The 24750-nt window shown below is 39.0% G+C and carries 27 protein-coding genes and 6 tRNA genes; 8 read left to right on the forward strand and 25 right to left on the reverse strand.

Annotated features, from left to right (window positions below; all coding sequences use genetic code 11):
- Positions 1–230: 230 nt before the first annotated feature.
- From AC1M89_RS05410 to AC1M89_RS05495, 18 genes are all read right to left on the reverse strand, one after another.
- Positions 231–305 (reverse strand) — tRNA-Thr (locus tag AC1M89_RS05410).
- Positions 306–319: 14 nt separating this feature from the next.
- Positions 320–395 (reverse strand) — tRNA-Gly (locus tag AC1M89_RS05415).
- A gap of 34 nt (positions 396–429) precedes the next feature.
- Positions 430–513 (reverse strand) — tRNA-Tyr (locus tag AC1M89_RS05420).
- A gap of 53 nt (positions 514–566) precedes the next feature.
- Positions 567–642, reverse strand: a tRNA-Thr gene (locus tag AC1M89_RS05425).
- 98 nt (positions 643–740) lie between these two features.
- Positions 741–2234 (reverse strand): anthranilate synthase component I, encoded by a 1494-nt coding sequence (gene trpE, locus AC1M89_RS05430; RefSeq protein WP_481591890.1) that lies wholly within the window; start codon positions 2232–2234, stop codon positions 741–743.
- Positions 2235–2351: 117 nt separating this feature from the next.
- Positions 2352–3023 (reverse strand): HAD-IA family hydrolase, encoded by a 672-nt coding sequence (locus tag AC1M89_RS05435; RefSeq protein WP_035270445.1) that lies wholly within the window; start codon positions 3021–3023, stop codon positions 2352–2354.
- A 58-nt stretch (positions 3024–3081) separates the two neighbouring features.
- Positions 3082–3756, reverse strand: a complete 675-nt coding sequence (locus AC1M89_RS05440; RefSeq protein ID WP_481591889.1) for an FHA domain-containing protein — start codon at positions 3754–3756, stop codon at positions 3082–3084.
- 69 nt (positions 3757–3825) lie between these two features.
- Complete coding sequence (gspD, locus tag AC1M89_RS05445) at positions 3826–6213, reverse strand: type II secretion system secretin GspD (protein WP_481614025.1); 2388 nt, start codon at positions 6211–6213, stop codon at positions 3826–3828.
- 42 nt (positions 6214–6255) lie between these two features.
- Positions 6256–7092, reverse strand: coding sequence for a type II secretion system protein N (locus AC1M89_RS05450; RefSeq protein WP_481591887.1), 837 nt, complete (start codon positions 7090–7092; stop codon positions 6256–6258).
- Positions 7092–7835, reverse strand: coding sequence for a type II secretion system protein N (gene gspN, locus AC1M89_RS05455; RefSeq protein WP_092766456.1), 744 nt, complete (start codon positions 7833–7835; stop codon positions 7092–7094). Before gspN ends, AC1M89_RS05450 begins: the two co-directional genes overlap by 1 nt.
- Positions 7836–8001: 166 nt before the next feature.
- On the reverse strand, positions 8002–8325 hold the full coding sequence (locus AC1M89_RS05460) for an H-NS histone family protein (protein WP_035267603.1): 324 nt from the start codon (positions 8323–8325) through the stop codon (positions 8002–8004).
- Between the two features lie 126 nt (positions 8326–8451).
- Positions 8452–8868, reverse strand: a complete 417-nt coding sequence (locus tag AC1M89_RS05465) for an acyl-CoA thioesterase (protein ID WP_035267539.1) — start codon at positions 8866–8868, stop codon at positions 8452–8454.
- A gap of 9 nt (positions 8869–8877) precedes the next feature.
- On the reverse strand, positions 8878–10071 hold the full coding sequence (locus AC1M89_RS05470; RefSeq protein WP_481590122.1) for a heme biosynthesis protein HemY: 1194 nt from the start codon (positions 10069–10071) through the stop codon (positions 8878–8880).
- A gap of 2 nt (positions 10072–10073) precedes the next feature.
- Entirely contained in the window at positions 10074–10913 is an 840-nt protein-coding gene (locus AC1M89_RS05475) for a hypothetical protein (RefSeq protein ID WP_035267542.1), read from the reverse strand.
- On the reverse strand, positions 10910–11692 hold the full coding sequence (locus AC1M89_RS05480; RefSeq protein WP_481591886.1) for a uroporphyrinogen-III synthase: 783 nt from the start codon (positions 11690–11692) through the stop codon (positions 10910–10912). Before AC1M89_RS05480 ends, AC1M89_RS05475 begins: the two co-directional genes overlap by 4 nt.
- A 9-nt stretch (positions 11693–11701) precedes the next feature.
- A complete protein-coding gene (gene hemC, locus AC1M89_RS05485; RefSeq protein WP_481591893.1) occupies positions 11702–12622 on the reverse strand; it encodes a hydroxymethylbilane synthase in 921 nt (306 codons plus the stop codon).
- Between the two features lie 95 nt (positions 12623–12717).
- Positions 12718–13455, reverse strand: coding sequence for a LytR/AlgR family response regulator transcription factor (locus AC1M89_RS05490; protein ID WP_092766460.1), 738 nt, complete (start codon positions 13453–13455; stop codon positions 12718–12720).
- A 52-nt stretch (positions 13456–13507) separates the two neighbouring features.
- A complete protein-coding gene (locus tag AC1M89_RS05495) occupies positions 13508–14662 on the reverse strand; it encodes a sensor histidine kinase (protein WP_035267548.1) in 1155 nt (384 codons plus the stop codon).
- On the opposite strand from AC1M89_RS05495, the gene argH reads away from it, so the two are divergent.
- A complete protein-coding gene (gene argH, locus AC1M89_RS05500) occupies positions 14653–16083 on the forward strand; it encodes an argininosuccinate lyase (protein ID WP_051586571.1) in 1431 nt (476 codons plus the stop codon). The two genes, AC1M89_RS05495 and argH, sit on opposite strands and share 10 nt — an antisense overlap.
- Before the next feature lie 28 nt (positions 16084–16111).
- Positions 16112–16381: an oxidative damage protection protein gene (locus AC1M89_RS05505; protein WP_035267550.1), complete on the forward strand. Its 270-nt coding sequence runs from the start codon at positions 16112–16114 to the stop codon at positions 16379–16381.
- 217 nt (positions 16382–16598) lie between these two features.
- Here the strand turns inward: AC1M89_RS05505 and AC1M89_RS05510 are convergent, their stop codons facing one another.
- The gene (locus tag AC1M89_RS05510) at positions 16599–17066 is read right to left on the reverse strand and encodes a hypothetical protein (RefSeq protein ID WP_481591885.1); all 468 of its coding nucleotides are present in this window, start codon (positions 17064–17066) and stop codon (positions 16599–16601) included.
- 270 nt (positions 17067–17336) lie between these two features.
- Between AC1M89_RS05510 and AC1M89_RS05515 the strand changes: the two genes are divergently transcribed.
- Positions 17337–17759: a GNAT family acetyltransferase gene (locus tag AC1M89_RS05515; RefSeq protein WP_179999046.1), complete on the forward strand. Its 423-nt coding sequence runs from the start codon at positions 17337–17339 to the stop codon at positions 17757–17759.
- 6 nt (positions 17760–17765) lie between these two features.
- Here AC1M89_RS05515 and AC1M89_RS05520 read toward each other — a convergent pair whose 3' ends face one another.
- The 4 genes from AC1M89_RS05520 to AC1M89_RS05535 all read right to left on the reverse strand — a co-directional run bounded on the left by AC1M89_RS05520 (position 17766) and on the right by AC1M89_RS05535 (position 19511).
- A complete protein-coding gene (locus AC1M89_RS05520; RefSeq protein ID WP_481586833.1) occupies positions 17766–18542 on the reverse strand; it encodes a class I SAM-dependent methyltransferase in 777 nt (258 codons plus the stop codon).
- Between the two features lie 132 nt (positions 18543–18674).
- A tRNA-Phe gene (locus AC1M89_RS05525) sits at positions 18675–18750 on the reverse strand.
- A gap of 135 nt (positions 18751–18885) precedes the next feature.
- Positions 18886–18961: transfer RNA gene (locus AC1M89_RS05530), tRNA-Phe, on the reverse strand.
- Positions 18962–19133: 172 nt separating this feature from the next.
- Positions 19134–19511: a GNAT family N-acetyltransferase gene (locus AC1M89_RS05535; protein ID WP_035267556.1), complete on the reverse strand. Its 378-nt coding sequence runs from the start codon at positions 19509–19511 to the stop codon at positions 19134–19136.
- A 93-nt stretch (positions 19512–19604) separates the two neighbouring features.
- Between AC1M89_RS05535 and hisB the strand changes: the two genes are divergently transcribed.
- Complete coding sequence (gene hisB / locus AC1M89_RS05540) at positions 19605–20198, forward strand: imidazoleglycerol-phosphate dehydratase HisB (protein ID WP_035267557.1); 594 nt, start codon at positions 19605–19607, stop codon at positions 20196–20198.
- Positions 20198–20815 carry an imidazole glycerol phosphate synthase subunit HisH gene (gene hisH, locus AC1M89_RS05545; protein WP_035267559.1) on the forward strand — a complete coding sequence of 206 codons (618 nt, stop codon included), beginning with the start codon at positions 20198–20200 and terminating at the stop codon, positions 20813–20815. The genes hisB and hisH overlap by 1 nt, the downstream gene beginning before the upstream one ends.
- Positions 20816–20865: 50 nt before the next feature.
- On the opposite strand, the gene AC1M89_RS05550 is transcribed toward hisH, so the two are convergent.
- On the reverse strand, positions 20866–21270 hold the full coding sequence (locus AC1M89_RS05550; protein ID WP_035267606.1) for a helix-turn-helix domain-containing protein: 405 nt from the start codon (positions 21268–21270) through the stop codon (positions 20866–20868).
- 580 nt (positions 21271–21850) lie between these two features.
- On the opposite strand from AC1M89_RS05550, the gene AC1M89_RS05555 reads away from it, so the two are divergent.
- The 3 genes from AC1M89_RS05555 (at position 21851) to AC1M89_RS05565 (ending at position 24414) form a co-directional block, all read left to right on the forward strand.
- Positions 21851–22612 (forward strand): hypothetical protein, encoded by a 762-nt coding sequence (locus tag AC1M89_RS05555; protein WP_179999052.1) that lies wholly within the window; start codon positions 21851–21853, stop codon positions 22610–22612.
- 129 nt (positions 22613–22741) lie between these two features.
- The gene (hisA, locus tag AC1M89_RS05560) at positions 22742–23473 is read left to right on the forward strand and encodes a 1-(5-phosphoribosyl)-5-[(5-phosphoribosylamino)methylideneamino]imidazole-4-carboxamide isomerase (protein ID WP_035267561.1); all 732 of its coding nucleotides are present in this window, start codon (positions 22742–22744) and stop codon (positions 23471–23473) included.
- Positions 23474–23526: 53 nt separating this feature from the next.
- Complete coding sequence (locus tag AC1M89_RS05565; protein ID WP_481591884.1) at positions 23527–24414, forward strand: DMT family transporter; 888 nt, start codon at positions 23527–23529, stop codon at positions 24412–24414.
- Between the two features lie 2 nt (positions 24415–24416).
- Here AC1M89_RS05565 and AC1M89_RS05570 read toward each other — a convergent pair whose 3' ends face one another.
- Positions 24417–24731: an antibiotic biosynthesis monooxygenase family protein gene (locus AC1M89_RS05570; RefSeq protein WP_035267565.1), complete on the reverse strand. Its 315-nt coding sequence runs from the start codon at positions 24729–24731 to the stop codon at positions 24417–24419.
- Positions 24732–24750: the final 19 nt, after the last annotated feature.

Here is a 24750-nt window from a genome sequence, read left to right on the forward strand (position 1 = left end):
GTTGTTTTACCATGGTCAACGTGACCGATTGTGCCCACGTTAACGTGTGGCTTATTACGTTCAAACTTAGCCTTAGCCATGAGATCTTCCTCGTTTACGTCGAACACAATTCTAAGATTGTTCAGTATCGACCTGTCGCCAAAAAAAATGACACTTTAAATACTTGAAAAGCAGACTAATAAGCCTGCTTTCTTTAAAACTTTGTAGAAATTTCTACTAAACTGTATATCTGGAGCTCTTATCGAGATTTGAACTCGAGACCTCTCCCTTACCAAGGGAGTGCTCTACCACTGAGCTATAAGAGCATTTAATACTTCGATGGAGCGGGAGACGAGGGTCGAACTCGCGACATGCAGCTTGGAAGGCTGCCGCTCTACCAACTGAGCTACTCCCGCATATTGGTAAGACACTAGATCGAAGTTTTAAAATTGGTGGTGAGAGAAGGATTCGAACCTTCGAAGCTTACGCGGCAGAGTTACAGTCTGCTCCCTTTGACCGCTCGGGAATCTCACCATTTACACTTACTTCAGTGTTGTTCTTTACTCGACTACTTAAACTCTCTAAGATGGTGCCGGCACACGGATTCGAACTGTGGACCTACTGATTACAAGTCAGTTGCTCTACCAACTGAGCTATGCCGGCGTTTCTTAGTGTTTCGTACGTTTCGTATCGGAACGGTGTGCAGTTTAGCAAAACTTGAAATCCGTGCAAGTGTTTTTTTCAAAAAAAACCCTAAAAACTCACAAAATCAATCCGTTTGATGATAATTCAACCGCTTTGATCACTGCGCGAGCTTTTATTTGGGTTTCATTCCACTCAGAATCAGGATTTGAGTCTGCAACAAGACCCGCACCAGCCTGTACATAAACCTTATTTTCGCGAATAACACAGGTTCTAATCGCGATAGACATGTCCATTTCACCATGCCAGCCTAAATAACCAACAGCACCGCCAAAAATTCCACGTTTTACTGGCTCAACTTCGTCAATAATTTCCATAGCACGAATTTTTGGTGCCCCAGAAAGTGTTCCTGCAGGGAATGTTGCTTTAAAAACATCCAAAGCATCTACGCCTTCCTCAACTTCCCCTTGCACATTAGAAACAATATGCATGACATGTGAATAACGTTCGATCACCATTTGATCAGTGACTTGCACTTTACCGATTTTTGATACACGCCCAATATCATTGCGACCCAAATCAATCAACATTAAGTGCTCTGCGATTTCTTTCTCATCGGAAAGTAAATCTTTTTCCAGCGCTAAATCTTCTTCTTTGGTTTTACCTCGTGGTCGTGTGCCCGCTAATGGGCGCACAGTCGCCACTCCATTTTCTAAACGCGATAAAATTTCAGGTGATGAGCCCACAATATAAAATGGCTTTTCATCACTAAGCGTCTTTCCTTGTACTAAAAACAGATATGGTGAAGGATTAAGATGACGTAATGCACGATATACTTGTAAAGGATCACCATCAAAGTCCGATACCATGCGATGACCAGGAACCACCTGCATCACATCACCTGCACGAATGTATTCTTTAACAGTTTCAATCGATTCTAAGAATTTTTCTTTACCTGTTAATGATTCAAAATGAGGGGCCGTGTGAGGCTTTGCCTGCAAGCTCACCGGTGTGGCAAGTAATGATTCAATTTCATCCAGCTGGCTTTGTGCTTTATTAAAAGCATCCGCATCCTGTGTATCCGCATGTACGATAATAAATAGCGTGTCTTTTAAATTATCAAAAACTACAACTGTTTTAGACAACATGAGCCATAAATCTGGCAATCCAACAGGATCAGCATCAGGAACGTTATTTAAGCGCGGTTCAATATAGCGTACCGCGTCATAACCCAAATAGCCCACCAAGCCCCCTGTAAAGTTGGGCAAATCTGGGAGTTCTGCTTTTGATGGCACTTTGAACTGCGATTGAAAGTCACGGATATACTGGAAAGGATCTTGACACTCAAACGATTCGACTTGGCCATCAGCTTTCTGAATTGTTAACTGTCCTTCATTGCAAGAGAATACCGTTGACTCGCCCAGACCAATAATCGAGTAACGCGCCCAGTTTTCACCACCTTCTACAGACTCAAATAAATAGGCTTGTTGATGTTGTTTTAAACGTGCAAATACTGACAATGGAGTGTCAGTATCAGCTAAGCGTTGGCGATAAACTGGAATTAGGTTAAAACCTTGCGATTGAAGCTGTTGAAATTGAGTTGATGTTGTCATGAGGAATTCTCTGTAGTTTTCGATGCATATTGAATGTTCTATAAAGTCTGCGCTGAGAGACGCCATCGAAAAACATTAAAACTATTCATTCCTCTACCCTTCTTTATTTATTACAACTTACTTAGAAATCAACACAGTTAAATCATCAACTACTTGTTGCGGCTTACATAGCTGAATATCTTCGCCATGATTATAACCATAGCTTACGACAATACAATCAATACCCGCACGGCGCGCTGCCTCTACATCATTCGATGAGTCACCAATCATCAAGGTATTGTCCAGATCAGTTCCAAAGGCCTCAACACAATGCAACAAAGGTTTAGGATCTGGTTTTCTCACCTCAAAACGATCTCCACCCACCGTATCCACAAAATAGTGATCCATCTTTAATTCAGCCAATATTTTTCTAGCGGGTAATTCCGGCTTATTCGTGACACACACCATTTTTTTTTGATGAGCTCGACCCCACTCTAAAAATTCGATAATGCCGTGAAATGGACGCGTATCCACGCACGGTTCGGCATTATAAATTTCTAAAAAAGTATCCAATAATTGTTGATGCTCAGAAGGCTCTACACGCCCAGTCAGATGCATTAAAACACTCTGACAGAACAATGAAGTCCCTTTGCCAATCCAATTTCGAACTTGAGATTCTGTGACCAAAGGCAGTTCTAATACATTCAAACTCATATTCATGGCACGATATAGATCAAATGCCGAATCAACCAAAGTTCCATCCAGATCAAAAAGAATTAAGTCACGCTGTTCCAAATTCGCAATATTCATTATTTTAAACCTAACAAAAAAGGCATGCGAAAGCATGCCTTAAAAAATCACATGCAACTTAGTTGAAAATAAACCAGGCAACCAGTGCCACAATCACTAACACCAATAATGCCATTAAGCCAATATTGGCATTTTTTTGAGTTTCCAACTCTTTTTCCGTACAAGCTGCAGGAATATTTACCTCACACGCTTCATGCTTATTGACAGTTGTATTAACATCAACTCCTTCAGGAATTGGGGCTGGTTTAGGAATTCCTACATTTTGAGGCATACCATCTCGAGTAAGCTGAACTGAGCTATCTCGCTCTTTCAGATCAGGCATACCCTGCTCAAGCATTTTAGCTGCTGCTGTCTTCTCTACTGCAACCTTTGAAGAAATTTCAGCTGTTGCGATTGCTTCGCTAGGCTGCTGAACATCTTGTAATGTTTGTGCAGATTGCGCAGGTGCTAAAACTGAAAATTTATGGCTAGCAAATTGCAGAATATCGCCATCTTTAACAATAGTTTCGCCTTCAGCAACTTTTGTATCGTTAATAAACGTGCCATTTGACGAACCTAAGTCTTGAACAGTGAGCACCTGCTCTTTTAGAAACAAAGCAGCATGACGACGTGATACATCTGCAGACTGAATCAAAATATCTGCATCTTGATGACGACCCACCAACATGTCTCGATCGATATCAACTTCTTTACCCGCAAATTCGCCAGTAATTGTTTGTAATTTCCAAGTCATAGTTTCGATCCATTATTCAAGTTTTGACATTTTAACATGGCTGTTTTCGAGATTCACATTGAACGCATGTTATCGAGATGGTCTCAATGTCGTGGTTGTGACCGTATTTTGTGTTCTTTGCACATCTTGTTTTGGCTCAATCGCGACAGGGGTTTCCACCACGACTTGGGCATTGTTTGTATTTGTTGTGGCAACTTGATTGTAAATCACAGGCTTTGGCAGCACTCGCGTTGATTTCACCACAGGATCCTGAGTCACGATGACATTTGGACGTTCAATCACACGCCCTACTGGCTTAGACTGTGCTGTCGGAGCAGTATAACGCTGTACCTGTGACTCTACTGCTTGAGGCGTTGATGGCACTACGATAGGCTTAACGGGTTGAGGAGTACTTGATACAGGCAACCGCTGTTGGAAGATATCATCAACATTATCCGGTAGCTTCTTAAATGTTCCATCACCATCTAGCGCTAACTGCAAACTGTATAAACGGTCATAGCGTTGCTGTGACAATCTACGAATATCAGCCGTATCTCCTACGATTGTTGGATGAATAAAAACGAGTAGGTTTCGTTTCACATTATTCTTTGCATCTGCTCTAAACAGTCTACCCAAACCAGGAATCGAGCTTAAACCTGGGACGCCTTGACGCGTTAACTTAGTATCATCTGAAATCAGACCACCCAGTACAATTGTTTGACCATTTTCAGCCAAAATCGAGGTTTTTATGGCACGCTTAGTGGTCACCAAGTCTTTCGCCTCACCACTATCTGGCTTCACCGAGGATACTTCTTGTTCTACAGCAAGACGAACTGTTCCACCTTCACCAATTTGCGGAATGACCTTTAATGTTACACCAACATCTTTACGCTCAATTGAAGTATAAGGGTTTGCTGTTCCACCTGTCGTTGTCACAGATCCTGTCTGGAATGGGACATTCTCACCCACAACGATATAAGCTTCCTCGTTATCCGTGGTGACAATCGATGGTGTAGACAGTAAGTTCGACTTAGTATTGGTCTTTAATGCCTGTATCAGTGCTCCATACAGTTTACGCGATCCATTCGCACCTTCTTTATATTCACCTAAGGCCAATGAAGCACCAGCTCCAATCAAACCAGCACCCGTAGCTACATTACCAAGGAATCCAGAAGCCAATTGACTCAGCCCCACACCCGCTTTATCAAAATTGATTACACCAATACCACTACTGATGTCACCTAGTGCCCACTGAACACCCAATTGATCTACGTCATTTCCTTCAACTTCAACAATAGCAGCCTCAATGAGAATTTGTTGACGACGCACGTCAAGTTGATGAATAGCAGATTCAATTTCACGCATGAGTTGAGGATCTGCTTTTACCACTAATGCATTTTGTGCACCATCAGCAATAATACTCACGCCATTACTATTAAAACTTGTAATATCTTGTTGATTTTGATTTGAACCACTATTCAAATTAATCGCTGGGGTATTCACACTCCCATTTGAAGACGTATTACTCGAGGTATTATTAATTAATGAGTTACTAGCACTTGAATTGGAGCTTGAACTATTTGAATTACTGGTACTATTCACCGCCTGACCAGATACTAAACCTTGTAAAATTTCAGCCAAATTTTTTGCGCTTGCATACTTAAGCTTAAATACTTTTAGACCGCCTAAGCGATCAGCTGAAGGAACATCAAGCATTTCGATCATTTGACGAATGCGTTTACGAGTACTTGGATCACCCTTGATCAAAATCCTATTAGTACGTGCATCTGCGATAATACGTACTCGAGAACCTGAAATGTCTTTGGCACCCCCCGTAGAAGACATTGAATCCAACAAAACTATCAGCTCTTCAGCTTGGCTAGACTGCAAGCTAATAGCCTCAATATCGTTTTGTCCCGTTCCATCTAAATTACGAATAATCGTTTCAAGCTGTGCAATATTATTCGCACGATCTGAGACTATAAGCGCATTTGTACCTTGTACCGCCGCCAAATGCGCAAATTGCGGCATGAGTGGTCTTAACGCGGGTATTAGATCATTGGGGTTAGTATTTTCCAGCCAAATGACACGAGTGACCACTTGATCACCTCGTGCGTTCCGAGAGGCATCAAAAGGCACACCTGAATTTTTTACATTATTGTCAGGGACTAAGCGGATAGTGTTACCCGCAGGTACAGCAACAACGCCATTAACGTTTAACACACCCAAGAACAAATCATAGACTTCAGCTTTGTTTAAAGCCTTATTTGAAATGACCGTCACATTACCCCGAACCCGCGGATCAACTGCGAAGTTTTTTCCCGTGATATCTGCCACTTCATTAATAAATGCAGTTAAATCTGCATCACGCAGGTTAATTTTCCAAGTTTGCGCTTGCGCAGCGGTACTTGCGACAGCCAATACTGGTGCTACTGCGACCATCGCCCAAAGTGACCGATTTCGATTTAAAAAATCCATAACTTGTTATATTTCCTAATACTTTATGCAAATTTACACATTTTAAAATTCTTGTTGGAAGGTCATCACTTGATCACCTCGTTTTACTTCAATGCGAACTTTACCTTCACGTTTAGCCTGTTCTAGCAGTTGTGCATCGCTTTGTCCTTGACCGACTGACTGCCCATTCAAGGATAAAACGCGATCACCAGGTCTTAATCCCAGTTTGCTTCTCAAAAATGCAGGCGTTCGATCCGTGACTTCATAACCTTGACCACTGTCAGTGTTGACACCCATATTACTTAAGTATTGTTCACGATTTTCTTGAATTTGATTGATTGCCTGACCAATGGCATTTTGAGTAGTCGTTTGACCTGAATTCGAAGTTGCGTTAGCAGAATTCTGCTGTGCATCAGGTACCAGCGGCTGATTAAGATTTTCTATTCCGGTAAATCTCAACTCAGTCGTCGCACCACTCGGCTTTTTCAATACCACATGATCCCAATATACTTCTGAAAGCTGATAAGAACTTCCTTCCAAAGTTTGTCCAATGGTATAACGATCAGCAACCTCTCGAACTTTAATCACCGCTGAAGATTGACTACTCGGCGTCGAAACCACAACCCCTTGCAACGTAAGCGCTAAATTAGCATCAGCAGCACTTACTTGCGCACCTGTTTCTTGAAACAAAGAGAAACTCGATATATTCGGAACAGGAGGTTGCTGCGAACCTAATGCGACTCGCTCAACTTGCATGACTTGCGGTGGTGCAACCACCAACCAAAATAATGAAGCGAGCTTCCACATTAAGATTAAAATCAGAATAAATAAAGTAAGCGGAGCAATTCGATCTAAATCTTTAAATGAAATTTGTGAAAACTTATCTTGGAATCCCTTCATTAGAAGCCTCCACTCAGCAGTGGCTGTCTCGTACTGACAACAAAGGTATCCAAACCAGCTTTACCATCATATGAAGGCACATTCATTAATAATCTTTGGGTCACCTGTGCATCCAACATTAATGCAGGATCTAAACTAAGGTTGGCCATTTTTTGCCCGCGCTGATCTTGTACATCAATGAGCAGTTTTCCAGCTTCGTCTGAAAATTGCCCTTTTAAAGATGGCATATTCATTCGTTCTTGTTTCTGGGCAAAGGTATAAGTTAGCGTACCACCACCCCATTGCATCTCTCCGGCGGTTTTTGCAAAACCATCGTTTTGTTTGAATTGAAATGCTACATCCTTCAACTGAATACTATTCTGAGGCCATTGCCAATCCACAAATGTTTTGAGTGTTTCAGGGGCAATATTTCCATTCATATTTTTGATAATTATTTTTTTTCCAAGCCCATAACCCACCACACCGTTGAGTTGCGTCTGACCACTATGTATTTCTAAGTTAGCACCAGCTCTTAATAAAATCAGATCGAGAGGACGTGTTTGCCAGATGACAGAACCTGCAAGATTTCCTTTTTGCCAATCTGCTTGACCTTGCCAGATATTGCCACTGACATTTTTTAAAATTTGATTATTTTTATAAAATTTAGCAATGAGCCACGATGCTGGAACTTGTAAAAAAACAAATAATAAAAAAGCGAAGATAGCGACGCTTAACCACACCATTTTTTTTGATTTTTTTATCATTCCATGTATACCAACATCTAAGTCTAATTAACCGCAAAATGTTTGAAAATTTTCTATCTTGGTATTATGCATAAATTTTACACTTCTCCAATTCACTTATAAAAAAACCAAGCAGATTTGCTTGGTTTTTTTAATATTAGTGTCATTACATGACAAATCAGTGAAATTAGATAAGGAAATCTTCTAATTTGGCACCTTTTTCAAGCTCTGCAACCAACCAACGTGGCTTCTTTCCACGCCCTGTCCAAGTCTCCGCAGTATTATTTTTATTACGATAACGAGGCTCTACAGATTTACGCGTGCTTTTCTTACGCTTTTGTGCACCATATTCAATGAATTGCTCTAAAGACATACCCACTGATTCAGCAATTTGAGTAATCTGATGATAAGCATCTTCAATTTCCTGATCTTTCTTAGACTCGATCAAAGCTTGGGCTTCAGCAGTTAACTTTCTTAACTCTTCAACAGATAAATTACTAATATCAGGCATAACATTTACTCCAAAAAATTCAATATCATTATTAGATTTATAAAGCGCCATCTTATTGTTATAAATTATTTTAATCAATCCATCATGTTATTTAATATACATAAATAAAACAAATAATTTAACACATTAATTAACCGAGTCTATTTCTATTATTTTTTCTCTAATATGCTCTGGAATCAAAACCTTTTGCATTGTATTTTTATCCACACAAACTATAACGGCCTCAGCAATTGCCACAATTTCATTCTGTTGCTCACTCCAAACTGTATATTCCATCCTGAAGGCAGAGTTACGCAATTCAACCACTTTAGTTCCAATGCGTAAATAATCAGGATAAAACACTGGTTTAAGATATTTACAACTATTTGAAGCCACAACAGTATTAATATCTAACGCTAAGATTTCTAATTGATTCAAATACTCTATTCGAGCAGTTTCAATATAGCGATAATAAATCACATTATTGACATGTCCAAAAGCATCCATATCACCCCAAGCGACTTTTTGATGGGTAATGACTTTGTACTCATTCATTTGTTTCATTCATCATTCTCATAACTTAAATTGAATAAATTTATTATGGGTCTCAAAGACACTGTTCAATTGCTGAGTTAATACAGCATCGCCTTTTAATACAGATTTAATTCTTAAATAGTTCATTAAAGGGTGATCAGGATATAATTGCAATAATGCCTCAGCATCCTGTTCACGATGAGTCGCAGTATAAATATGCCATTTAGAAAAACTCAAAATCGGTAATCCAGGATATTTCATTTCAAAATGATCAATCTGGTTTTCAAGCATTTCATAATCAGGATTTTGTTTTAACAATTGTTGTTGAAACCATAAATAAAAAATATCCTGATCGAACCGTTCTTCTAATAAAGACAAAGAAAGTTGAGTTTCATCAAAAGCCATCTCAGGAATGCGAGAAATAAGTTTTAACCATAACGATTTAATACCATATGAAGACGACACAATTTGATCACTCATTTGAGCATACCGAATTTGAATAAGCTCTAAATCTGTATTTGAAACGTTGTCAAAATCATTGAGTAGCTTTAAAAGCCATTTCTTTTTATGTTCCAAATCTAAATGACCATATTGCGTGGCTTTTAAATAATGCCATGGATATTGAATCGCAAATCTACCCCATAGATGATTCAACTTATGCTGATAAGCATCTTCAAGATCTTTTAACCAAGGTGACAGCATATGACCATGTAAAAACTCTAAATGGGTTAAAGCCTGATCTGGAAGCTCTTGAGCTAAATAAATTTCAATACGCTGGAGTTCAGCCAATTCAAAAGCATCTGCAGGACTTTGTTGTAAAACACTCAACGCATCATCAATACGATCTTGCTTCAACCATATACGAGACTGAATAACCTCTTTGAGTAATCCTGAGTTCTCAAACACAGGTTGTAAATATTCTCGCTGTTTTGTGTTGGCCTCCAAAACCCACAAAACACCTAATTTTTCATACGTATGTAACCTTGAAAAGTCTGTAACTTGTTGAATTTTACGCTGCTCTCTTGATCTCATCTTTCCAACCCAAAACCATAAAAGATGAAGAGATAAAGCAACGAATAGAAGAAAAAATGAAACAAACCAGAGGTTCGTTTGAATCTGAATACCGTGCCAAAGTATGTAAATATAACCTGGCCCTTCTTGATAACTCAGCACACTTAACACGGCTAATATCATTAAACCAACTAATGCATAAACTATAAAAATATGTTTCATGATTAGCCCTCTAAAATTGCTTTACTGTTCAATTTAGGGACAGGTAAAAGTTGTGCTTGTTTGAGATGTTTCGCTTTATTTTTTATTTTGATTGCCACAGCATCAGGCAGTTGATCCAGTTCATCGATAATTGAGGTCAGTGCATTTTGATAATCAATGTATTGTCCTTGTTGTAGTGCTCTTTGAGCAAATAACACTCTCAATTGAACTTCTTTTAAAACTAATCTTCGATTAAGTAATACCGGCATCTGTTCATCAACGCGTTCAACTTTGAATACACGCTCAAACCATGAGGATTGCGAAGAGTTATCACTCGTGAGTTGCTGTACTTGTTGTTCATTTTTCAAATTTGCATCAATATTTTCAAGCAAGTCACCTAACTGAGCAATTTGAATATTTTTTGCCACAACATATTGTTGAATCATTTTTTGATCATGCTCAACAGCTCGATGCATTGAAACCTGCAATGTATCTGCCAAAGCCAAGCGCTCAACCAGTTGATCCAGTTGATTGAGTTGCTCAAGTGCATATACAAACTCATGTTGATCTAAGGCAAATTGAATTAGCTCTAATTTTTGACTTAAGAGTTTGATTGGATTGATTTCAGATTGAATTTCTTGTTGATTATTGTTTTGCTGAGGTGGATTGGATTGAGACGAAACCTGCTGATTTGAGCGCTGAATTGCTACCAACTGATCATTCAAACTTGCCACTAATTGCTCTGATTTATGTTGAGTTTGTTGTAGCAACTCAACTTTTTCTTGTAATGAAAAATGATCATAGCTGAGTTTAATCAACCAAATGATTAAGCCTAAAATGAATAGATATAAAATTTTCTTCATGAGTGCCTATGTTCACTTTCAAGCTGCGACAAAATCGTATCTGGCATTAAGTCCGCAATTTGAGTGATTTGAAATTTAGTATTCGAGGTCTGTTGATACATACACACGATCTGATATAACCGATCCGCTAAAACCAAGTAATGACCGTGTTGCATAAATACAGGATAATTTTTGCATAAACTCAGCCAATTTTTCCAACTGGCTTCACTACTAATCAATACAGCATAAGGTTGTGGATTTGCATTGAATGCTTCAAGTAGATGTTTAAATTTATCTTGAGCATCACTTGGGCAGTAGCGGGAGTATAAAACAAAATTAAGTACTTCAATTTTAGCAGTACGACACTGCTGCATCATGAACTGACGGCCACCTTCTCCCCGCCAAAACGCAATACGTTTGAGATCAGCATTTTGTGTTAAAACCGAAAGACTTAACATTCCTTCAGATGTTTCAACATCTGGAACTAAACTTTTAACACCATATCGACTTAGAGCTTCAGCTGTTTTCCGGCCAACTGCAATCCATTTGATATGATTTAAATCGGTCAATTTAAGTCCCGATTTTTCGAGAAACTGCATGCCAACTTCAACGGCTGTTGGACTGACGACCACAATCACTTGTGCTGAAATTAATTGCTGAAAGAGCTGATCAAGTTCATCACTCCAATGAACAGCAGCCAACTCTAGTACAGATAACTCGATAGGCTCATATCCTGCACGTACCAGTGCCTCATTGAGAGGCTTAGCACGATCTGCAGGTCGAGTATTGATAAACTTCATTTCATTGTTTTATTTATACAGTGCTCTTAATAAATCAGCAGCACCTTGGTCAATCAAAGCTTTTGCAAGTGAAACACCCAACGTTTCAGCTTGTTCAACTGGACCTTCTACTTTAGCAACCAATAATGTTTGACCATCCACACTGCCTACGCGCCCCTCTAATTGAATCTGTTGATCATTTAAAGTCGCATATCCCGCAATCGGTACCTGACATCCACCTTCTAGATAAGTATTAAATGCACGTTCTGCACGAACACACGCATCTGTTTCTGCATGTAATAAAGGTCGAATCAACTCTAATACGCGTGCATCATCACCTCGGCATTCAAGACCTAATGCACCTTGACCAACTGCGGGTAAACTCGTCTGTGCATCCAGCGTGTGTCGAATACGCTCTGCTAAACCTAAACGTTTCAAGCCTGCGCTTGCCAAAATGATGGCATCGTAAAGCCCAGCATCAAGCTTAGATAGTCTTGTGCCTACATTTCCACGTAAATCTATAATCTCAAGATCTGGACGGGCCTTTAAAATTTGACATTTACGACGCAAACTTGAAGTTCCCACTTTGGCACCATGGGGCAAATCTTCAAACTTGCTATAATTATTCGAAACAAAAGCATCTAAAGGATCTTCTCGCTCACAAATCACGGCAAGACTTAATCCTTCTGGGAGCGCCATCGGCACATCTTTCATTGAATGGACAGCAAGATCTGCACGACCATCAAGTAATGCAGCCTCAAGCTCTTTAACAAATAAACCTTTTCCACCAATCTTGGCTAAAGGAGTGTCTAAAATTTTATCACCTTGGGTCACAAACGTCACCAACTCAACTTTTAGGCCAGCATGTAGGGTCTCAAGTCGCTCACGAATATGCTCCGCTTGCCATAAAGCCAATGGACTTTGACGAGTTGCAATTTTTAAGGTTTTGATCATTTTAATGCTGCCAAACTTTAGACATCCTAAACTTACCCTGCTGTCCCAAAATTGCAAGTAAATTGTTCGGCAATCACTATAATTTTAGGCAACTAAATATTTTGCATTCTTTCTCTAAGCAAAGGTAAGTGACGGCGACTGACCGCCAATTTCTCTTCAAGTTCACGACAACGAACTTGATACTGGCCTGAAGCAACCAACTCCAATCCATCCAAATAATCCAATGCAATCAGCGCATTTCGATGAATTCGTATAAATTTATTTGAAAACTCACGCTCTAGATCTTTTAAAGTCTCATCAATCAACACACTGCCGTTTTTGTGTCGTACTGTTACGTATTTCTGATCAGCTAGAAAATAGTAAACATTTTCGATAGGAATGAGTTCAAGACCACGATACGTTTTCGCAGCGATTTGCTGACGTTGATGTTTTTCTTCCATATTTTCTTTTTGCTCTATATTCGACATTTGAGCTTGAGTAAGTTTAGTTAAATTATTGAGTGTATTTTCTAATTCTGATTTGATAATCGGTTTTAATAAATAGCCTTTCGCTTGTGCCTGAATCGCAGTCAAAGCATGCTCATCATAGGCCGTGCAAAAAACAATAGCGGGCATTGGGTTTAGCTGTGAAAGATGCTGAGCACATGTCAAACCATCCATTTCAGGCATTTGGATGTCAAGTAAAATTACATCAGGCTCATATTGTTGCACTAAGGTCAAAGCTTCTTTTCCATGGTGCGCAGTTGCAACAACTTGATGCCCCAATTGAGTGACCAAGCGAGATAAGCGCTCAACCGCGAGTGGCTCATCATCACAAATTAGGATGTCCATTGTTCCTCCTTGCTCAAGTTAACGTTACTTATTTTAATGTATTAACTTGATTTTATTTATATTGGTACTGGACTACAGTCGTGTAAATTCCATTACCTGCATGACTCCTAAACTGTACCGTATACCCATAGTGTGCTTTCAAACGCTGTTTCACGTTTTCTATCGCAATACCATTCCCCTCCCTATTGGCCATTTTATCGGCTATATAAGGGTTAGTAATGACTATAGTGACTTGATTTTGTAATATTTCAACCAATATGACAATCTTTGCATCAATTAACTTTTTCTCCACCCCATGAAAGATACTATTCTCAATTAAAGGCTGTAAAGTTAAAAAAGGAATACTTGCTTGGCCCAACTGCTCTGGTTGCAAGATATTCCATTCCACATTTAATCTCGAACCCAACCTTAGCTTTTCAACCGCCAAATAATGTTCACACAATTGGATTTCTTCTTTTAATGTGACAATTTTCAGCTCTTGAAAACTTGCTCTAAACAACCTTGAAAGATCGATGAGCATTTGCTCTGCTTTATCTGGATCACTCCCAATCAGACTCACCACACTATTTAAACTATTAAAAAGAAAGTGTGGATGTATTCTTGCTTGCATGGCTTGAATTCGAGCATTCAATTCACCTTGTTGCTGCTTTAACCACTCACCCCGAACATAGATATATCGTAAACAAAAAGTGATCAACAATACGCCATAGCTCATGTGTAAAATCACATGATCAAATAAAAGTAACCATGAAAATTTTTGTAAAGAAAAGTTACTTCCCCAAAAAAACAGAAAATTCAAACTACAAGTAGTGAAGAGGATGATGAGTTCTAATAGTACAAATGTATAAATCGCAGACTGCAAAGTGGTTAGTTTTTGCCAAAACTCCCTAAATAAATCAATTACGGCAATAAAGACCAATACCACCCAATTGATATAAAGCACATACTTGATCACTTGTGATGTCTGTAAATTTGACCAAGACTGTGACTCTGCTAGGCACAGCAATAACGCCAAAAAAATACTGGCAATAAATAACTCTGCAAAATATTGCCATTGCCCAATACGTACAAAGAAATTCGCATCAATAAATTCTTGTTTATCTTTTGAAGAATTATCCATAGGCAAGACTTCGGCATCTTGATTTGAATTTGTTATACTGGATGCAAAATTACTGCTTTTTCTTTTACTGAGCCGACATGACCACATCTTCTAATTCCTCTAATCCGTCACAAGCCCAAACTTCAGGTATGTGGGGCGGTCGTTTTTCCGAAGCAACTGATGCCTTTGTCGCTGAATTTACAGCATCTGTCCAATTTGACCAACGCTTTTATAAACAAGATATTGCAGGTTCAATCGCACATGCAACGATGTTGGCAAAAGTCGGTGTACTCACTGAACAAGAGCGTGATGACATCATCGCAGGCTTAACCGCAATTAAAGCGGACATTGAAGCTGGCAACTTCGAATGGCGTATTGATTTAGAAGATGTTCACATGAACATTGAATCTCGATTAACACAACGTATTGGGATTACAGGGAAGAAATTACATACAGGTCGTAGCCGTAATGACCAAGTAGCAACGGATATTCGTTTGTATGTACGTGATGAAATTGATGCCATCCTAGGGTTATTACACAAACTGCAAAAAGGCATTCTAGGTTTGGCTGCTAAAAATACAAATACAATTATGCCTGGCTTTACACATCTTCAAACTGCACAGCCTGTGACGTTTGGACATCATTTAATGGCATGGTTTGAAATGCTGGTACGTGACTCAGAACGTTTGATTGACTGCCGTAAACGCGTGAATCGTATGCCTTTAGGTTCTGCTGCGCTTGCAGGTACCACTTATCCAATCGATCGTGCTTATACAGCAGAACTTTTAGGGTTTGAAGCAGTTGCAGAAAACTCATTAGATGCTGTATCTGATCGTGATTTTGGTATTGAGTTTAATGCTGCGGCATCACTCATCATGATGCACTTATCTCGTATGTCTGAAGAATTAATTCTTTGGACATCTGCACAATTCAAGTTTGTGAATATTCCTGACCGCTTCTGCACAGGCTCTTCAATCATGCCTCAGAAGAAAAATCCTGATGTACCTGAACTTGTTCGTGGTAAAACAGGCCGTGTATATGGTGACTTAATGAGTCTACTAACCCTCATGAAAGGTCAACCTTTGGCATATAACAAAGACAACCAAGAAGATAAAGAACCATTATTTGATGCTATTGATACGGTTCGTGGCTCTTTAATGGCTTTCGCAGACATGATTCCTGCGCTTGTTCCAAATATTCCTGAAATGCGCGAAGCTGCGCTGCGTGGTTTCTCAACAGCAACCGACCTTGCTGATTACTTAGTGAAAAATGGTGTTGCATTCCGCGATGCACATGAAATCGTCGGTAAAGCAGTTGCGCTTGGCGTACAAGAAGGTAAGGATTTATCAGAACTTACGCTTGAACAACTTCAACAATTCTCTGATTTAATTCAAGCTGACGTCTTTGAAAAAGCATTAACTTTAGAAGCTTCTGTCAATGCACGTAACCACATCGGTGGAACAGCACCTGCTCAAGTTGAAGCAGCAATTGAGCGTGCTCATGCGCGTTTAGAAGCTCTTTACGCTTAATTTCTGATTATATTTTTGGAGTATTGATATGTCTCGCCAAGTATTTTGCCGTAAGTATCAAAAAGAAATGGAAGGTTTGGATTTTGCACCATTCCCTGGTCCTAAAGGTCAGGAACTATTTGATAGTGTTTCTAAGCAAGCATGGGGCGAATGGTTAAAGCATCAAACTACTTTAATCAATGAAAAACGTTTAAATGTCTTTGAAGCTGATGCAAAAAAATTTCTTGAAGAACAACGTGAAAAGTTCTTCAACAATGATGAAACTTTAGAAAAAGCTGAAGGCCTAAAGCCTGAGTAAAAAAAGAAAGCACTGCTTTTCTTTTTACGTAAGATAAGGACGAAGTCCGCGTAGGCTTTAATCTAAAAAGAATCCCCATCTTTGGGGATTCTTTTTTATGCGTTACTTTAAAAATTAGGCAAGAAAAACACAGAAGGTGTGCACAGGCTTTAATCCCAAAAGAATCTCCGTAATAGAGGTTCTTTTTTTATGGGACATCAAATAAATATCAATGGAGTCAAAATTTAGCTGACGAAAGAAGTGCTTGTGGTGGATTTAAAATATGACCTAATTGGTAAACTCCATCCATATTTAACTGCATCTCCATTCGGTCAACACGAATTGGGCCAAATTTAATGTAAATCTGCCGATTTTGAAGATCAAACCGCTGCTCCAAAACCTGTCCATTGAATTGTAAAGAGTTCATAGATGTTAAGTCCATAAGCGCTTTAAAAGGTTGCTCTTCATCCTTTGTATAATGAATCCTTTTTTTATCACTCACGAAATTTTCTAAATGGTTTAAATCCTGAGATTTAAAAGATGTAATTTCACGAATTTGAGATTCCTCAATACCTAAAGCATTGACCAAACTTAACTGATCATCTGGCAGTAATTTAAAATGCCCATTGTTAGGATGTGCCGCCCAACTCAAACTCGAAAGACCCCAAGCACAGATTCCCCACAAAACTTGCTTAAATTGTCTCATTCCCCATCGCTCTCACTGAACGTAATAAAAGCCATCTTTAAAAACATTTCAGCCAAACACAACTACCATTTATCTTAAATATCATTTACTTAACAAGAGTTGTTAGACTCACGTCACAGACAAATCTTTTTTATTGATATTTATCTTGCTATCTAAAAAAGACTGCATAAATGTAAAGCAGAAAATAGACACATAAGATGATTATGAGTTATCAATTTCATCAGAGTAGGCTAATCTCTGTATTAAAATTAACCACCATTTGAGCGCATCATGTTTATCATTCGTCCTTATATTGAGACTGACTTAGAAGACATCATTCAACTCTGGGAAAGATGTGATCTAACACGACCATGGAATAATCCGGAAATTGATATTTTTAGGAAGGCTGCACAAAAAGATGACTTATTCTTGGTGGCTGTGAAAGATCAGTTCATTATCGCAACATTAATGGGTGGTTACGACGGTCATCGCGGGTGGATCAATTACCTCGCGGTACATCCCAATCATCAACGGAATGGTGTTGCTACAGCGTTGATTCAACATTTGGAAAAAAGATTGATTGCACTTGGTTGTCCAGAAGTTCAGCTTTTAGTGCAAAAAGAATTTATTGATATTCAAAACTTTTATGAACAATTGGGATATGACGAAAAAGAAGTTGTATGCCTTGCTAAAAGACTCATTCACGATCATTAAGAAATTTTATAAAACAGGAGCATTTATCAATTTACCGATCCGTAAAAATATTGGGAATCGAATATTAAATTTATGACCGGTATCATTATTCAAAGTTAAGGCATATTGGCTCATCTGATTTAAGATTTGTGTCGCCTGATTATTGGCTTGCGTATTTTGTTTAAGATATTTCTTTAAAGCTGACCATGTATTTAAATAATCAATCAATTGATCAATCCGCCATTTACAATGCATGTGCTGCTCACAGGTCGGGATTTCTTCAAAAGGAAATGGAATCGTTTGATATTTCAGATCAATATAGTGACGCTCACTCTCCCAATATGTTTTCAATACTTGGTGATATAGCTTTTCAATACAGCTTTGAAGCTCCTCATTCTCCACTTCAATAAGCCCATATCCAATCACTGCAAAGACACCCTGGGGCTTCAGTGTTCGATAGACCTCTTGAAAAAATAACTCGAAGTCAAACCAATGAATGGCTTGGGCAACTGTAATCAGGTCAAAACATTGTGCTTTAAAATTGCTATGTTCAGCATTATCAATTCGGTAAATTACATTATCTATTGCTGGGGCTTGCTGAAGTTGTGCTGCGCTTATATCCGTTGCAATGACTTGATTAAAATGCGGAGCCAATAAGCGGGTGAATTGTCCTGAACCTGCCCCGCAATCCCAAGCCATTTCATAGTTCTGAACATATTTGAAGATTTCGTCAATCACACTTTGTGGATAACTTGGACGAGCTTGTTGATAAAGCTCACTTTGATCAGAAAATAGGTCTTTCATTTTTTATTCTGAATTTGATCGAGAAATCAACCTTAGCACATCAAAAAAAATGGATGATGAATGACTTCGATTCATTTTGTATTATTTTATAAGCAAAAAAAATCCTCAACATTGTTGAGGATTTTTCGAATATGGTGGCGAGACCCAGGATCGAACTGGGGACACACGGATTTTCAATCCGTTGCTCTACCAACTGAGCTATCACGCCGATGGGGTGTATTAAGCCGTAACTGAGCTCAATAGTCAATAAAAATCATGCATTTTTTATTTGTTCGAGTAAATTTTACCCAAAAAAAATCTCTGATGGGATCAGAGATTGAAAATACAAATTCTTAAAAGAATATGGTGGCGAGACCCAGGATCGAACTGGGGACACACGGATTTTCAATCCGTTGCTCTACCAACTGAGCTATCACGCCGATGTCGCGTATTAAACAGTTTCATCTCGATATAGTCAAGCAAGTTTTTGGGATATTTAAACAAATGGATGTTTTTAAAACAACATTTAGATTATTCGATGTAAATACATACAAATCCAATAAAAAAAGCCAGTATTGACTGACTTTTAATATTTAAAATCGAACAATAGTTTTAAATTTTTTCCAAACTACTTAAACAACGATGTATTGCACCACATCCAGGCTCAAAATGATTAACGCCTTTCTCTTCTTCCATTCGACATGCTTCACTCACTAAGCGCTCTGCGACACCACGTCCACGGTTAGCCGGATGAACTACGATATTTTCAAGCGTTCGACTTTCACCTTGTCCAGTTGACCAAATGGCCCCAATGATCTTTGTATTAAATTCTGCCGTGTAAAGTAAGGTATACTGAGCTAAGTTTTGCTCAAGTTGTTCAATGGCATCTTGTCCGTCACTAAATTCTGGACTGGTGTCATATAAGCGCTCAAGCTGTTCACGAACTTCAACATTATCAAGCGAAGTTATTGCATGTACGGTTATAGGCATTGATTAACCCTCCTGAGCAATCTAATATGCTGTCACTTTCGTGACATCGAAAATCTACATTCATCATTTTTAACGTTTTTGAGGAACGTGTCTATGACGCAACGTATCAGTGAAGTGGTAAGAAACACAAACGAAACCAAAATTCGTGTTCGCGTGAATCTTGATGGTACTGGTCAAGGCACCCTCAATACAGGTGTTCCATTTTTAGACCATATGATCGACCAAATCAAGCGTCATGGTTTATTTGATATCGATATTCATTGCGACGGCGATTTAGAAATTGATGATCACCATACAGTAGAAGACTGTGGTATTACCCTTGGTCAGGCATTTGCACAGGCTTTAGGTGACAAAAAAGGTTTACGTCGCTATGGTCACTTCTATGCACCACTTGATGAGTCCTTGAGTCGTGTCGTTGTTGACCTATCAGGCCGCCCTGGCTTATGGATGGACATTCCATTTACGCGCGCGCGCATTGGTACTTTTGATGTCGACCTATTCTCTGAGTTTTTCCAAGGCTTTGTGAATCACGCATTAATGACACTCCACATAGACAATTTGAAAGGTAAAAATAGCCATCACCAAATTGAAAGTGTATTTAAAGCATTTGCACGAGCACTTCGTATGGCTTGTGAAGTAGATCCACGTGCAGAAAATACTGTAGCTTCAACCAAAGGTACTTTGTAATGACCCGTATTGCCCTTCTTGATTATGGCATGGGAAATCTTCACTCAGCAGCAAAAGCACTTGAGCATGTTGGTGCAACCGTTGATGTGACCAATGATCCTAAGCTGATTGCTCAAGCAGATAAAATTGTGTTCCCAGGCGTTGGTGCAATGCGTGATTGCATGCAAGGTATGCACGAGGCTGGCATTGACGAGGTTGTACGCAATGCCGTTTTCAACAAGCCTGTCCTTGCGATTTGTGTCGGCATGCAAGCTCTGCTGCAACACTCTGAAGAAAATGGTGGTGCAGATGCATTAGGCATTTTTGATGGTGCTGTTAAACGCTTTCCAGATATTGAAGGTTTAAAAGTTCCCCATATGGGTTGGAATCAGGTACACCAAGCAGATCCAAGCCATCCAATGTGGAACAACATTGATCAAGATGCTCGTTTCTATTTCGTACATAGTTTCTATGTTGAACCGAAACAATCTGAGATCATTGCTGCGACATGTAACTACGGTTTGGAATTCTGCACCGCAATCCATAAAGATAATTTGTTTGCTACGCAGTTCCATCCAGAAAAAAGTCATACAGCTGGCTTACAGTTGTTGAAAAATTTTGTAGAGTGGAAAATTTAAAGCCATAATAAGGCTCACTGTTTTCAGTGAGCTTTTTTTCAGACTTTACTCTAAATATCTTTTACGACAAAGCCACCTTCAATTGGCTCAACAGTTACTTTAATTTCTGCTTTTAGATTCAGCGCAGCATAACGACTTTTAAGTTCTGAAATTAATTGTTCTGGCGTTGCATCTTTTAAAGCCAACTCATCCTTCAAAGGATACTGTTTAAAACTTTCTGATTTTTTACCATCTTTAGCGTCTGAAACCCATCGTTCTGCAGCACTCAGTACTTTCGCTAATTCAACTAGATGTTGAGCATTGGCAGGAGTTGACTCTTGCACCCATTTCGACAGCGTTTCCTTAGAGACTCCCAATGCATTCACCACATCAGTCGGTTTAATGTTTTTCTCTTTGATCAATTTTCTAAGTTTTTTAGCACCTTCGCTAAATAAATCATCTTCTTGAACTGCCATCGCTTCTGTCCAAATCTTATTCACTGTCTGCAGTTTCAATTTAACATTAAGCCTATGCAGTTGAGTCTAATATTGCCAAACAAATCAGATGAAATTGAAATTATTTTCAATATAGATAATTCACAAATAAAAGTGTGATCTAATTTTTCTCATTACTCAGTTTGAATTAAAAAGAAAAATAAATTGACCCAATGATTAATTGTTAACTTATGTAAAGACAATGAGCACCAATTTTAATCATTAAAAAAATTCACAAAATTCACAAAATCAATCAACGAATCGAACAAGTTGGCATTTTAGGTATTTACACCATGCTACTCGATAATATTCATGCATTATAAGTGTACATTTATTCTATCAAGCACCAAATTAAACCACAATAAATAATTGATTTTGTTAACATTTTTAAACATTACCCTTGTGTTGTATTAAGTTGCTGTTTTTACGGCATATCTTCAAAATTATTCCACTTATATTGTTTTTTTTCGATTTGTCTGAAATTTTTTTCTTTGTTAATTATGAACTTGCTGAAACAACAAAGATCCAACACTAACCACATATATTTTGGAGCAATCTGCACATGTTTAAACTTTTTACTGGAAAAATCAGTGGCGTTCTAAGCCTTGCTTTACAGGGAATTACGAAAGCAGTTGGTTTTATTCTAGAAACCGTAACGACAGTTGTAGATACCGTTGTTGACACAGTAGGGACGCTGACCAAACCATTAACGGATAAGTTAACAGAATTGCCACTGATCGGAGATACAGTGGAATCGGTACTCAATCTTGAAAATAATTTACTAGGAAATTTAAGCGGAGGCTTACACGCTATCGCTGATGATTTTTCGAAGGGAGATCTATTAGGGGGCATTAATACTGCATTGAATGGCACTACTGCAACTGTAGGCCAAACCATCAAAGATGTTTCAAATGTTGTAGGTGAAGTCGCTGGTTTAGCCGATCCCGTGACCGACCTGCTAAGCCAAGTGCCAGGTTTAGGTGCTGTCGTAGATGTTGTCGGAGAAACTTCTTCAAATCTTTTGGGATTCGTGAGTGAAACGGGAGATTATGTCGCAAGTACCAAACCTCTTGATCTCGTGACTGGTCTCATTGATGATCCTTTAGGCAGTGTCACAGGAACATTAGGAGACGTCTCAGGAACATTGGATAATTTACTGGATGATTTAGCACCTGTAACAGATGCTCTGTCATCGATTCCTGTCGTGGGTGATCTTGTAGGATTCACGGGAGAGATCACAAATGCTTTAGGTGCAATCCCAACCAGTATCACACCAACTAGCTTTGATCTAATCTCTAACTTAGATACAACACCATACATTTAATTCAAAGTTCGTATTAAAAACCGTCAACATTGTTCTGACGGTTTTTTTTCATTGTTACTTCGCTCATTTGATGTTTCTTTGCTAAGATTGCTGCGAATAAACTCCAGAATACTGGCAAGGAGCGAAAGCATGCTGATTATCCCTGCAATTGACCTTAAAGATGGTAAATGTGTCCGTTTAAAACAAGGTCGTATGGAAGACGATACCGTTTTCTCTGATGATCCTGTGGCAACAGCACAACATTGGGTAGACGCTGGTGCTCGCCGTTTACATTTAGTTGATCTAAATGGTGCTTTCGCTGGTACACCTATTCACAAACCTGTTGTGGAAGCGATTGCAAAAGCACAACCTGAACTGCCAATTCAAATTGGTGGTGGCATCCGTTCTCTTGAAACTATCGAACACTACTTAGATGCAGGTGTATCATTCGTCATTATTGGTACAAAAGCAGTCAAAGAACCTGAGTTTGTTGAGGAAGCTTGTAGAAAATTCGCAGGCCACATCATTGTCGGTATTGATGCAATCAATGGCATGGTCGCAACTGATGGCTGGGCAAATGTAACTGACGTAAAAGCAACTGATTTAGCTAAACGCTTTGCAGATGCTGGTGTATCTAGTATCGTGTATACAGATATTGCACGTGATGGCATGATGCAAGGTGTGAATATCGAACAAACAGTTAATCTTGCGACTTATTCAGGTTTACCTGTGATCGCTTCAGGCGGTGTGACCAATCTTGACGACGTTCGCAACTTAAAAGGTCAGCCTGGTATTTTAGGTGCGATTACTGGTCGTGCAATTTATGAAGGCACTTTAAATCTTCGTGAAGCTCAATTATTACTTGATGAACAAGCGCTCTAATAGCGCATGTTTCTAAAGAGGTCTTAGGACCTCTTTTTTCTTACTTAAAAAATATGTTGAATTTATCTCCTACCCTCAAAACCAAAACACCACAACTTGCCCTTATTGCAATTACGATGATTTGGGGTGCCAGTTTCATAACAGTCAAATATGGACTGAACTTCAGCACACCAGTGCTTTTCGTTGCCTTTCGATTTGCAGCAGCTGCGCTGGCTGTTGGTCTGATCTCACTTCAATATTGTAAATATTTTAGTGCCAAAGATATTTGGGCAGGATTTTGCATTGGAACAGTGATTGCAATTGGCTATGGAACGCAAACCATTGGCTTACAGACCATCACCAGTAGCGAGTCTGCCTTTTTGACAGCACTTTATGTGCCGTTGGTTCCCATCTTATTGTGGTTGCTCTTTAAAAAAAGGCCACATGTCATGACATGGATAGGGGCAGGACTCGCCTTTGTAGGTTTAGTTTTCTTAACAGGCAATGGGTTTGGTGCTATTCGGCTTGAATTTGGTCAGATCATTACCTTGATAGGATCAATTGCGATTGCGCTTGAAATTATTCTCATTAGTTACTTTGCACCTCGAGTCAATTTACGCCGAGTGACGATATTACAACTCATTTTTGCATCGTTAATTTGTTTTCTAATGGCACCATTGGTGGGTGAAACACAACTCCCTGAGTTTAACTGGATCTTCGTTGCGATTATTGGAGGATTAGGACTTGCAAGTGCAATCATTCAGTTAGTCATGAACTGGGCTCAACGCGTGGTTGATCCTTCACAGGCTGCCATTATTTATTCTGGCGAACCTGTTTGGGCGGCTTTGATTGGGAGATTAGCAGGTGAGCGTTTAGCTATGCTCTCAATTTTAGGTGGCGTGTTGGTTGTGCTCGGTGTAATTACCAGTGAGTGGAGACCAAAATTTAAGAAGAAAGAATAAGCTTATTGGGGCTCTTTTAGCTTTAACATCATACATGGTTGAAAATACTGTGCTTCAGGCATAGGCGCATAAAAGGGATGCAAGAGTTCCTTCCATTTTAAATACGCCTCTGACTGCCTAAAACCTTCCGTATGATCTTCAAGTTTGTTCCAGTAAATCAGTAAAATATAAGCATGTTCATTATTCGTATTTTTAATCAGCTGAACCGCATTTAGCCCCTTCATTGGTGAAATAATGTCTTTAGCTAATTTAAAAGCATTTTCGAATGCCTCACTCTGGTTCATTTTGATATTTAAATGAACATGCTCAATAATCATGACACCACCCCATTCATGA

It is taken from the genome of Acinetobacter sp. ANC_7635 (assembly GCF_056779945.1).